General features: G+C 69.1%; 13 protein-coding genes. 7 read left to right on the top strand and 6 right to left on the bottom strand.

Features of this window, described 5'->3' with window-relative positions; translation table 11 throughout:
• From ACWCO3_RS24960 to ACWCO3_RS24945, 4 genes are all read right to left on the bottom strand, one after another.
• On the bottom strand, positions 1 to 263 hold a 263-nt coding region (locus ACWCO3_RS24960), incomplete at its 3' end, for a hypothetical protein (RefSeq protein WP_450012316.1).
• A 181-nt stretch (positions 264 to 444) separates the two neighbouring features.
• Complete coding sequence (locus ACWCO3_RS24955) at positions 445 to 666, bottom strand: hypothetical protein (RefSeq protein WP_145785213.1); 222 nt, start codon at positions 664 to 666, stop codon at positions 445 to 447.
• Positions 667 to 733: 67 nt separating this feature from the next.
• Positions 734 to 1,627 (bottom strand): ion transporter, encoded by an 894-nt coding sequence (locus ACWCO3_RS24950; protein WP_450012314.1) that lies wholly within the window; start codon positions 1,625 to 1,627, stop codon positions 734 to 736.
• An 85-nt stretch (positions 1,628 to 1,712) separates the two neighbouring features.
• Entirely contained in the window at positions 1,713 to 2,003 is a 291-nt protein-coding gene (locus ACWCO3_RS24945) for an amphi-Trp domain-containing protein (RefSeq protein WP_355026896.1), read from the bottom strand.
• 146 nt (positions 2,004 to 2,149) lie between these two features.
• On the opposite strand from ACWCO3_RS24945, the gene ACWCO3_RS24940 reads away from it, so the two are divergent.
• Together ACWCO3_RS24940 and ACWCO3_RS24935 are read left to right on the top strand one after the other, a co-directional pair.
• Positions 2,150 to 2,446 (top strand): DUF6582 domain-containing protein, encoded by a 297-nt coding sequence (locus ACWCO3_RS24940; protein ID WP_145785210.1) that lies wholly within the window; start codon positions 2,150 to 2,152, stop codon positions 2,444 to 2,446.
• 63 nt (positions 2,447 to 2,509) lie between these two features.
• Entirely contained in the window at positions 2,510 to 3,814 is a 1,305-nt protein-coding gene (locus tag ACWCO3_RS24935) for an FUSC family protein (protein ID WP_450012311.1), read from the top strand.
• Here ACWCO3_RS24935 and ACWCO3_RS24930 read toward each other — a convergent pair.
• Positions 3,797 to 4,225 (bottom strand): VOC family protein, encoded by a 429-nt coding sequence (locus ACWCO3_RS24930; protein WP_450012309.1) that lies wholly within the window; start codon positions 4,223 to 4,225, stop codon positions 3,797 to 3,799. The genes ACWCO3_RS24935 and ACWCO3_RS24930 overlap by 18 nt on opposite strands.
• A gap of 233 nt (positions 4,226 to 4,458) precedes the next feature.
• Between ACWCO3_RS24930 and ACWCO3_RS24925 the strand changes: the two genes are divergently transcribed.
• Positions 4,459 to 4,746: a hypothetical protein gene (locus ACWCO3_RS24925; RefSeq protein WP_357844252.1), complete on the top strand. Its 288-nt coding sequence runs from the start codon at positions 4,459 to 4,461 to the stop codon at positions 4,744 to 4,746.
• 110 nt (positions 4,747 to 4,856) lie between these two features.
• The gene (locus ACWCO3_RS24920) at positions 4,857 to 6,686 is read left to right on the top strand and encodes a glycoside hydrolase family 15 protein (protein WP_450012319.1); all 1,830 of its coding nucleotides are present in this window, start codon (positions 4,857 to 4,859) and stop codon (positions 6,684 to 6,686) included.
• Between the two features lie 9 nt (positions 6,687 to 6,695).
• Here ACWCO3_RS24920 and ACWCO3_RS24915 read toward each other — a convergent pair whose 3' ends face one another.
• A complete protein-coding gene (locus ACWCO3_RS24915; protein ID WP_358167767.1) occupies positions 6,696 to 7,511 on the bottom strand; it encodes a DUF72 domain-containing protein in 816 nt (271 codons plus the stop codon).
• Between the two features lie 124 nt (positions 7,512 to 7,635).
• Between ACWCO3_RS24915 and ACWCO3_RS24910 the strand changes: the two genes are divergently transcribed.
• The 3 genes from ACWCO3_RS24910 to ACWCO3_RS24900 all read left to right on the top strand — a co-directional run bounded on the left by ACWCO3_RS24910 (position 7,636) and on the right by ACWCO3_RS24900 (position 10,230).
• Positions 7,636 to 8,640 carry a glycosyltransferase gene (locus ACWCO3_RS24910; protein ID WP_450012307.1) on the top strand — a complete coding sequence of 335 codons (1,005 nt, stop codon included), beginning with the start codon at positions 7,636 to 7,638 and terminating at the stop codon, positions 8,638 to 8,640.
• 59 nt (positions 8,641 to 8,699) lie between these two features.
• Positions 8,700 to 9,452, top strand: coding sequence for a Clp protease N-terminal domain-containing protein (locus ACWCO3_RS24905; RefSeq protein WP_358049011.1), 753 nt, complete (start codon positions 8,700 to 8,702; stop codon positions 9,450 to 9,452).
• Between the two features lie 292 nt (positions 9,453 to 9,744).
• The gene (locus ACWCO3_RS24900) at positions 9,745 to 10,230 is read left to right on the top strand and encodes a hypothetical protein (protein WP_450012305.1); all 486 of its coding nucleotides are present in this window, start codon (positions 9,745 to 9,747) and stop codon (positions 10,228 to 10,230) included.
• Positions 10,231 to 10,337 lie beyond the last annotated feature (107 nt).

Here is a 10,337-nt window from a genome sequence, read left to right as displayed (position 1 = left end):
GGCGGTGTCGCGGGGGCCGACGCCGCCGCCCCGGGTGACTCGGCCTGCCCGGCCGACGGCGACTGGTATTCGAGGGCGTTGGCCGCGTTCGACGGCTCGGGCGTCACGTCGCCACTGCCCAGGTACACGCCGGCGGCAGCGATGACCAGTGCGACCGCCGCGCCCGCGGCCATGCCCAACCTGTTGCGGGCGAACCAACTCGGCGGGCGGTGACGGGGCGGCGGTTGGCTCGCGTCCGGTTCGGGCAACGAGGCGTACGACACGGGTCACTCCCAACGAGCAGACGACGGCGCTGACCCGGACGGCCACGGCCGCCGTATGGTAGGCGCTTCCCGATCAGACCCGACAGCTTCTTAAAGCTTCTTTAAAGGATGTTGGTCGTTCCGCGGGCGGAGGTGGGGCACCGACCGCGAAGTCCGTCGATCGATGCCCGACCCGGTGCCGTTACTTGGCGGCGCTCAGGGCGACCAGCGCCTGGGCGGTGCGGAAGTACGGGCTACGACCGAGGTCGCCCACAGTGGTGATGTTGAATGCCTCCTTGAGCAGCTTGGCGTCTCCCGCGCTGACGCCGGTGAGGGCGCTCACGGGGGAGTCGACCAGCTCGGCGAGGGTCTTGTCCTGGTAGGCCTTGACGACGAGCTTGCTGAAATCGGCGGTGACGCTCATGCGATCTCCTACGAGCAGCAGGTGGGACATCCCACCCGGAAGCGGATCTAGCGGATGAATTAGATCATCAGGCGGGAACACGGTCCACAGGGGACGGTTGCGCTTCGCGTGCCGTGTTCGTGGCCTGCGGCAGCCGACGCTCCAGGTCAGTGATGATCGTGCGTAGCTGTGCCAACTGCTCGTGCACGGACGGCTCGCCGGGCTCCTCGCCGACCTCTGGCCGAAGGGCGCGCGACGCCGCGGCGCGCTCTTCCTGATGGGCCTCGTCGAGGGCGTTCAGGACCACCCCGACCAGGAGGTTCGTCAGCAGGTAGCAGGCGGCGATCATGTACGAGACGTAGTACAGCACCGCCCACTGCGTGACCTCCCGGCCGGCCTGGAGGGTGTCGGTGATGCCGTCCAACGACAGCAGTAGGAACAGCGTGAGCATCGCCTGCCCCACAGTGCCGTACCGCTCGGGAATCGCCACGCCGAACAGCATCCAGCCGAGCATCGCGTACCCGTACAGCACGAGGACCGTGACCAGAAGGAAGCTGCCGAGCCCGGGAAGGCTGCGCCGGATCCCGACGAGGATCACGCGCAGGCTCGGGAAGAGGCGGAACGCGCGGACGATGCGGGCCAGGCGCAGCAGTCTCAGCATCGTGACGTTCTCGCGTACGCCCGGCATCAGCGGCGCCGCGATGATGAGCAGGTCGAAGACGTTCCACGGATCCCGGAAGAAGTCGCCGGGGCGGCGCAGGTGCGCCCCGAACCGCGTCAACAGCTCGACCGTGAAGTACGCCAGGCACGCGTACTCGATGGATTGCAGCGGCGCCCCCGCCCGGCCGTACGTCTCCAGGCCCAGTGCCAACGCGTTGAGGGTGATCACGACGAAGCTGGCCAGGCTGAACCAGGGCGCGGCCACCAACTCCTGGCATGTGTCGGCCAGGCGGTGTGTCCGACCGGGTGGTGCGCTCGTCATCGTTCCTCTCGGCCCGTTCGGGGTGACGGTGGTGGCGGCCACCGGGGTCGATGGCCGCCGTGCGACGTGGTGTCGCCCCGGGGGGTCACGCCTCCGGGGTGGCCTCGTCCTGCTGCTCCCCGCTCGGCGATTCCTCGACCTCGTCCACTGCCTGCCCGGACGTCGGCACGGTCCAGGAGAACTCGATCTCGACAGACACCTCCGTCTCGCTCTCCTGTTCGATCTCCAGCTCGCAGCGCACGGTGTCCGCCACGGACACGGAGCCCGCCGCGCCGTAGAAGATCCGCCCATCGGACTCCAACTGGCTCGCCAGCTGACGCAACCAGGCGGCCAGATCCGAACGTGACACCGTACGGGCGTCCTCGTAGATATCCATGCCGGCCATGCTCGCATTCCACAAAGGACCAACGCGGTACGGGCTTCGGCCGTGCGAGGGCCGGCCGCATGGTATGGATCTTGTGGTGGCACGGGAAAACTCGTCGCGGCAGGTGCTCCCGCGCAGCTTGTGGGTACTGGTGAGGGATGACGTCGACCTGGAAACCCCACGAGAAACACGGCGGCCTGACGGACAAGGACAAGCGCGAGCTGCCGGAGAGCGTCTTCGCGTTCCCGGACAAGCGTAAGGAACCGATGACCGACGCCGGCCACGTCCGGAACGCCATCGCCCGGTTCGACCAGGTGCAGGGCGTCACCGACAAGGAGCGTGACCAGGCCTTCCAGAACATCCTCGCCGCCGCAGCGCACTACGACGTCGAGGTGGCGGAGACGAACTGGCGTCAACTCGGCAAACTTCCGCACACGCCGAACCCCGCCCACTGACGGGACACCACGCGATCGGCTCGCTCGCCGGATAGGTTCGTATTCGCTGGGTAAACCGCGCGGATGCCCGCCAAGCAGGAGCCCGCAGCTGACCACGACCCGGCCCTGCACGGGGTGTCCCGGGTCGACCGAACCTGGGCTGGCCTGCGCGAGCGGGTGTGGCACGGGTTGCGCTCCCGCGCCTGGCGGTTCCGCCTCTTCGGCCTGCTCGCTGTGCAGGCCGGCATCGCGGCGTCGCTCGCCTGGTTCGTGGGGGCCAAGATCCTGGACAATCCCACCCCGGTGCTCGCGCCCACCACCGCGGTCGGCATCGTGGCCGCCTCGATGGGCACACGCCTGCGGCGCACCATCGAGCTGCTGGTCGGGGTCGTCCTCGGGCTGGCCGTCGGTGACGCGCTCATGCCGTTGTTCGGCATCGGGGCCTGGCAGACCGGCGTGGTCGTCGTGCTGGCGATCATCGTCGCCATCCTGCTCAAGGGCGGTGGCTCCCTGCTCACCCAGGCCGGTGGCACCGCGGTGCTCATCGCCACCCTGGAACCGCCAGTGCGTGAGCTGTCCGTTCCTCGCTTCGTCGATGCCGCGGTCGGCGGACTGGTCGGGTTGGCGGTCGGCCTGTTGGTGGTGCCCATCCACCCGCAGCGGACGGTGCAGCGGCTGGCCGAACCGGTCCTCGACCCGGCTATCGCCGCCCTGCACAACCTGGGCGCGGCGCTGCGCCGTCGAGACCTTGACGGCACCTCGCAGAGTCTGACCAGCCTGCGGATCCTCGGGTCGCGGATGAACGCGCTGGACGAGGGGCTCGGGGCTGCCCAGGAGGTGGTGCGCCTGGCGCCTCTACGGTGGCACCAACGTAGGTTGCTGGCCCGCTACACCCAGGCCATCCGACATCTCGAGCGCAGCCTCTACGGCTGTCGGGCCGTCGCGCGGAGACTCGCCGAGGCTCTCCGGAAGGACGAGCCGATACCGGAGGAGTTCGCGGCAGCCATCGAACTGCTGGCCACCAGCATGCATACGCTGAGACGCACCACCACCCCCGAGCGGGCGGACCCGCAGGAGGCCCGCCAGCAGATCCTGACCGCTCTCAAGCTGGTCGAAGAGGCGCAGGGGGAGGTCGCGCCCGATCCCACCCGTCCCCATACCCACCGGTTGGGCTACTCGGGGATGATCGCCGCAGGTGAATTCCGCACGGCCGCCCACGACCTGCTCATCGCCAGCGGGTTGGACACCAACGAAGCGGCAGCGCTGGTGCGGCGGACGGCGGACCGGGACGCATGGGACGGAACCGCCCCGGCGCCTCCGCCACTGTCGCCGAGCCGCCGACCGCGCGTCGGAACGCCGAGCGCGCCGACGTCAGGTCGCCTTGAGTGAGGCGAGGATGTCGAGGTAGTGCGGGTTCCGCATGACGCCCAGCAGATTGCCGAACGGGTCGACGACCGACGCGGTGACGAACCCCCCGTCGCCGTGCGGGGTGATCGGTTGGTACTCCGTGGCTCCCAGCGCCAACAGTCGCTCGACGGTGGCGTCGAGGTCGTCGACGTGCCAGTGCATGATCACGCCGCCGGGCCCGGTCGCGGTTGCCCCGGGTGGCGCGAACCGGCGGTCGATGATCCCCAGTTCAGCCTGGTAGTCCCCGACGCGGAACTCGGTGTACGCAGGGCGTCCGTCGGGTCCGGGGCGCGTGAAGTACGCCTCGACGCCGAGGAGGTCCGCGTACCAGGCGGTGGCCGCCTCCACGTCGTCCGCCCAGATGTTGAGTGTGGCAAATCCTCGCAGGCTCATCCGCGATCCTCTCGTCGCTGTCGTCGATGAGACGTTATCGGTGATTGCGGACGGATCCCTTCCGCAATCGCCGTCGGGTTCGACGATGTCGAGCCACCTGTGGATTAGCTGAACACCTCAATCAAATGCTTGCGTCAGCAACAAAAGGGCATGAGGATGATCTCAATGTTGTCGATGCACGGGAGTGTGTGCGCATGCGAGCAGGATCAGCCCGAGTCGGAGCAGTGCTCACCATGTCCGCGGTCATGACCGCCGGGCTCGGCCTCCTGGCCTCTCCCGCCTCGGCGCAGGAGTCCGGCCTGACCTTCTACAGTGGGAGCTTCACCACGGTGGTGGCGCACTTCCCCGCCCCGACCGGCGCGTGCACGCCGCTGCCCCAGACGGCCGACAGCCACGTGGGGTGGAGCGGCTTCCAGGACGTCACCTTCTTCCAGACCGCGGACTGCACCGGTCAGGCGACGGGTGTGGGCACGCTCCGCACCTACCCCGCCGGAAACTGGAAGACCTTCCTCGCCCGCTGACCCAATTGCCGGGACGGGGCCGAAACCCCGTCCCGTCTCCGGAATCGCGTGTGTCACGGCCTCTTTGCGGGTAGTCGCCGCCGTTGCCACGACGGATGGCGGGGGACAGCGTGGAGAGCTACCCGGCGGTCGAAAACCATGGCCTGATCGGTGACCTGCAGACGGCGGCCCTGATCAGCAAGGACGGCATTGTCGACTGGTTCTGCGCGCCCCGCTTCGACTCACCGAGCGTCTTCGCAGCGCTGCTGGACCGCCGGAAGGGCGGCCACTTTCAACTCGCGCCCGACGGCGTCGACTACGCGAGCAAGCAGCTCTACCTGCCCGGTACGCCGATCCTCATCACCCGTTTCCACAGCGCGGACGGTGTGGGTGAGTTGTTGGACTTCATGCCCGTCACCGGTGAACGTGCCACGGACCACCACCGGTTGATCCGACTGGTCCGCATGGTCCGGGGAAGCATGCGGTTCCGCTTCGACTGCCACCCGCAGTTCAACTACGGGCGCGATCCGTACCAGCTTGAGGTGCACCCCGAGGGCGACGTTTTCCGAAGCTCGACGCTGACCCTCACCCTCGCCGCCTTCAAGAACGTGGAGCGGGCGTTCGAGGTGAGGGATGTCCGACGCGACGCGGAAGGCGTGTCCGCGTCGTTCACCCTCAACGAGGGCGACATCGGTGGGGTGGTCCTGGAGACCGCCTGCCCGCACGCGCCCCGAGCACTCAGCACCGAGGAGGCGTGCGAACTGCTCGCCCAGACCCGCGACTACTGGCGACGGTGGCTGAGTGGTTCCAGCTACACCGGCCGCTGGCGGGAGATGGTCGATCGGTCGGCGCTGACGCTCAAGTTGATGACGTACGCGCCGACCGGCGCCCTGGTCGCCGCACCCACCGCTGGGCTGCCGGAGCAGGTCGGCGGGCAGCGGAACTGGGACTACCGCTACACCTGGGTCCGCGACGCGTCCTTCTCCGTGCACGCGCTGCTCCGACTCGGCTTCACCGAAGAAGCCCAGAAGTACCTGTACTGGTTGGACGCTCGCATCCGTGAGGCCAACGACAGCGGCCAGCCCTTGCAGATCATGTACCGGATCGACGGCTCACCGGACCTCGACGAAGAGGTGCTGGGCCACCTGGAGGGGTACCGCGGCTCGGCGCCGGTGCGGATCGGGAACGGCGCCGCAGGCCAACTGCAACTCGACATCTACGGCGAGGCGCTCGTCGCGCTGGACCTCGCGGACCGGCACGGACTGATCGCGCCGTACGAGGGGTGGCGGAAGACGGCCGGGTTGATGGACTGGCTCTGCGAGCACTGGGACCAACCCGAGGACGGCATCTGGGAGACCCGTTCCGGGCGGGAGGACTTCACCTACGGGCGGGTGCTGTCCTGGGTCGCGTTGGACCGGGCCGTCCGCATCGCCCAGCGCCGGGGACGTCCCGGCGACATCCTCCGCTGGACCGCCGCGAGGGACGCCATCTACGAGCAGGTCATGACCCGTGGATTCGACCAGCGACGCGGAGTGTTCGTGCAGCACTACCGTTCCGGCATCCTGGACGCCTCACTCCTGGCGATGCCCGGGCTCAACGTCATCTCGCCGACGGACCCGATGTGGAAGTCGACGTTGCGGGCGATGGACGTCGACCTGGTCTCCGACAGTCTGGTCTACCGCTACGACCCGAAGGCCTCGCCGGACGGCCTCGCCGGCACCGAGGGCACCTTCAACATGTGCACCTTCTGGTACGTGCAGGCACTGGCACTGGCCGGTCGGCTCGACGACGCCCGGTTGACCTTCGAGAAGATGCTCACCTACAGCAACCCGCTGGGCCTCTACTCCGAGGAGATCGCGCCGACCGGCGAGCAGATCGGCAACTTCCCGCAGGCGTTCAGCCACCTCTCACTGATCAGCACGGCGTCCCACCTGGACGAACTGCTCAACGATCAGGGCTGACCGGGGCGGTCAGAACAGCGTCAGGGGTTCGACCGGGATCGGCTCGGGCAGCGCGTCGAGCGTGGGCACCTGTGCGCGTACCTCATCGTGGAACTGGCGGGCGAGCGCGGGCGCTTCGGCGTTGTCCGGGGTGTGGACGAACATCGTCGGTGAGCGACCCTCCCGAAGCCAGGTGGCGGTCACGTCGACCCAGCGCTGCCACCCCTCGACAGTGCGCGCCGAGTCGTCGCGGCCGAGGTAGCGGACGATCGGCTGATCGGTCAGCGCCGTCGACCGGAGCGGCACGCGTGGTTTCTTGGTCCAGGCGTCGCGCTCCGCGTCGCTGGTCGGCCGGTTCGCGAAGAAGGCGGTCGTGTCAAAGGGGATCCATTCGGCCGACGCGGCGGTGAGGGTCGCCTCCAGCAGCCGGATCGCGCGGTCGTCGGTGAAGAACGCCGGATGGCGGACCTCCACCGCGTACCGGTGGGATCGGGGGAGTCGAGTCAGGAAGCGGTCCAGGGTCGGCACGTCGGCGGGCGCGAACGAGCCGGGCAACTGGATCCAGAGAGCATGGGCACGCGGGCCGAGCGGCTCGATCGCGTCCAGGAAGGCGCGCAGTGGTTCGTCGACGTCAGTGAGTCGGCGTTCGTGCGTGACGACCTTCGGGAGCTTGGGGACGAACCGGAATGCGGGTTCGGTCTGCGTGGCCCATGACGTCACGGTGTCCCGGGTCGGGGTCGCGTAGAACGTCGTGTTGCCCTCCACGGCGTCGCACCAGCTGGCGTAGTGCGCCAGGCGATCCGCGGACGGCAGCCGGTGGCCCGGCCACGACCTGTGACTCCACATCGCGCACCCCACGTGGAGACGCATGACCGCCCCCTCCCACCGGTGACCGTGCTCGACGCTGCCCACCGTATACGGGCCGCCGCGCCGGGCCGGGGAGACGGTGCTGCCGCTAGGGTTCGGCGTCATGCGTGTGCTGTTCGCCAGTCTTGCGTCAGTCGGTCACACCTATCCGCTGATCCCGCTGGCGGTCGCCGCCCGGGAAGCCGGTCACGAGGTGCACTTCGCCGCCGGCGCGGCCGTACACGAGCCGCTCGCCGCGAACGGCCTGCGACCGTTCCGTCCCGCCGACGCGTTCTACGAGGTGTACGCGGAGGATCTCGAACCGGAGTTGGCGCGACTACGCCCGGACCTGGTGGTGCATGGGTGGGGGTTGCCGGGAGCTGGCGTCGCCGCTCGTCGGGCCGGCATCCCGAGTCTGTGGCACGGGTTCGGCCGGATGATCCCCGAGGGCATCGGCCTCGAACTGCCCACCAGGAACGCCGAGGTCGTCGGTCGACCGCACGTCGACATCTGGCCGCCCTCCCTACAGGACGAGACTTTCCTCGCCACGGAACGTCGGATCGAGCTGCGCCCGGTCGCCTTCTCCACACCGGCCCCGCTACCCGCAGGGGTGAGCCGTCGGACGTCTCGGCCGTTGATCTACCTGACCCTTGGCACCGCGTTCGGCACTGCCGAACTGCTCCGTACGGCCATCGCCGGTCTGGCGACGGTGGACGCGCAGGTGGTGGTCGCGGCGGGTCGCGTGCCCCCGGAGCAGCTTGGCGAGATTCCCGACCACGTCACAGTGCGTCAGTGGGTGTCGCAGGCGGAACTGTTGCCGCTCGTCGACGCGGTGGTGCACCACGGCGGCAGTGGCACCACCCTCGGCGCGCTCGCTGTCGGCGTACCGCAGTTGATGCTGCCGCAGGGTGCTGACCAGTTCGCCAATGCCGAGGTGCTCAGCGCCGCCGGTCTCGCCCTGCGCCTCCTCCCCGGGGAGGTGGACCCCGGCGCTGTCGCCGAGCAGGCCCGCCGCCTGCTGTCGCGACACGCCGCGCAGCGCGAGGCGGCCCGGGACGTCGCCGAGGAGATCGCCCACCTGCCGTCGCCGGCGGTCGTCGCCCGACGACTGCCGGAGCTTGTCGAGTGAGTACGCCCGTGCGTCAACTCGGGGTTGACGGAGGAGAATCGTCAACCTATGGTTGACGCATGACAGAACCTAACCGGATGAGCAACACGGTCAAGCTCGATGACCTGATCCAGGCGATCAAGACGGCGCACACCGACGCCCTGGACCAGCTCACCGATGCGGTCATCGCTGCCGACCACCTCGGTGAGGTCGCCGATCACCTGATCGGTCACTTCGTCGACCAGGCCCGCCGCTCGGGTGCCTCCTGGACCGACATCGGCCGCAGCATGGGCGTCAGCAAGCAGGCCGCCCAGAAGCGCTTCGTGCCGAAGGCCTCCACCGACGCCGCCGCACTCGACCCGAACGCCGGCTTCGGCCGCTTCACCCCCCGGGCCCGCAACGTGGTGATGGCCTCCCAGGAGGAGGCCCGAGCCAGCGGGAACGCCGAGATCGGGCCCGAGCACCTGGTGCTGGGTCTGCTGGCGGAGCCGGATGCCCTCGCCGCCCGGGTGATGGCTGACCTGGGCGTCACACCCGAGGCGGTGCGGGAGACGGTCGCCGCCGCCCTCCCGCCCCGCGTCGAGCAGGTGCCCGACCTGATTCCGTACGACGCGCGTGGCAAGAAGGCGTTGGAGCTGACCTTCCGGGAGGCGCTGCGCCTCGGGCACAACTACATCGGCACCGAGCACATCCTGCTCGCCCTGCTCGAACAGGAGGACGGCGCCGGCGTGCTGACCAGTCTCGGTCTGGAGAAGGCGGCGGTGGAGGCCGACCTCGCCACCGCCCTCGCCGCCGCGGTCCGCGCCGCAACGAAGAGTGGCGAGGCGGGTTAGGTCACCGCGATCCGTTTCGAGCCGTCCCGCGAGTGGCGATGCCGCTCCGGGACGGTGCGGTCTTCCCGGCCGTCGCCGCGACCGAGGGCCTCGGCAGCGGAGCTAGGTCCGGAAAGGTGCTTATGCGTTTGCGGGTCCTCGCGCTGGATCGCTCTCACCTAGCCTCGGGTCATCGCACGCTCATCCACACAGTTGCCCAGGCGTGCCAGGGGAGCTGCGGTCGTGCCAGCCGACCGCAACGTTGCGATCTGCCCGAAATGCATGGTGACGCGCTGTTGATGATGGGGATTCGATGGCCCGAGCAGATGTCCGAGTGGTGGGTGTCCTCACGACGTTGGTGGCGCTGGCGGGGCTGACCGCCTGCTCCCCGGCAGAGAAACCGGTGCTTGCCCTACGCGTGGTCGACGGGCAACCGGCTCTGGTCATGGCGGAGTGTGCCGAGTTCACGGCAGACCGGATCAGCGTCTACACCGTTGACGTCACGCCGGCTCAGAGCTGGACCATCGACCGCAACGGTGGCGGCGAGGTGACGGACGTGACCTTCTTCGAACTGCCTGCGGGTTGGACGCCCGACGAGCAGACGCTCACCGCTTTCGAACCCGGCACTGAATACTCCGTCGCCGCCTACGGGGACCGGCACAACGCCGTCCCCGTCCACTTCACACTGGCCGAGGTGACCGGGCTCGGGCCGGATCGCGTCCTCGTGCACGAGGGCCAGACGCAGCGGAAGGCGGTCACCGAGACCGCCTTCCGTGACAAGGCGAAGAAGGCCTGCTGACGCCGTTGGGTCAGGAGACGTCGGGAAAGCCGTAGCGCAGGGCGTGCTCCGGGTCGGCAGGGTCGATCTGGCGCACGCCCGCGTCGGCGAGGCGCTTGTTGACCTCG

It is taken from the genome of Micromonospora sp. NPDC002411 (assembly GCF_053592955.1).
This window is presented reverse-complemented; position numbering and strand designations above follow the sequence as displayed.

Bases quoted from the DNA above. Each gene is read 5' to 3' on its own strand.
- ACWCO3_RS24955 (WP_145785213.1), bottom strand. From the start codon at position 666: ATGAGCGTCACCGCCGATTTCAGCAAGCTCGTCGTCAAGGCCTACCAG.
- ACWCO3_RS24950 (WP_450012314.1), bottom strand. From the start codon at position 1,627: ATGACGAGCGCACCACCCGGTCGGACACACCGCCTGGCCGACACATGC.
- ACWCO3_RS24945 (WP_355026896.1), bottom strand. From the start codon at position 2,003: ATGGATATCTACGAGGACGCCCGTACGGTGTCACGTTCGGATCTGGCC.
- ACWCO3_RS24940 (WP_145785210.1), top strand. From the start codon at position 2,150: ATGACGTCGACCTGGAAACCCCACGAGAAACACGGCGGCCTGACGGAC.
- ACWCO3_RS24935 (WP_450012311.1), top strand. From the start codon at position 2,510: ATGCCCGCCAAGCAGGAGCCCGCAGCTGACCACGACCCGGCCCTGCAC.
- ACWCO3_RS24930 (WP_450012309.1), bottom strand. From the start codon at position 4,225: ATGAGCCTGCGAGGATTTGCCACACTCAACATCTGGGCGGACGACGTG.
- ACWCO3_RS24925 (WP_357844252.1), top strand. From the start codon at position 4,459: ATGTCCGCGGTCATGACCGCCGGGCTCGGCCTCCTGGCCTCTCCCGCC.
- ACWCO3_RS24915 (WP_358167767.1), bottom strand. From the start codon at position 7,511: ATGTGGAGTCACAGGTCGTGGCCGGGCCACCGGCTGCCGTCCGCGGAT.
- ACWCO3_RS24910 (WP_450012307.1), top strand. From the start codon at position 7,636: ATGCGTGTGCTGTTCGCCAGTCTTGCGTCAGTCGGTCACACCTATCCG.
- ACWCO3_RS24905 (WP_358049011.1), top strand. From the start codon at position 8,700: ATGACAGAACCTAACCGGATGAGCAACACGGTCAAGCTCGATGACCTG.
- ACWCO3_RS24900 (WP_450012305.1), top strand. From the start codon at position 9,745: ATGGCCCGAGCAGATGTCCGAGTGGTGGGTGTCCTCACGACGTTGGTG.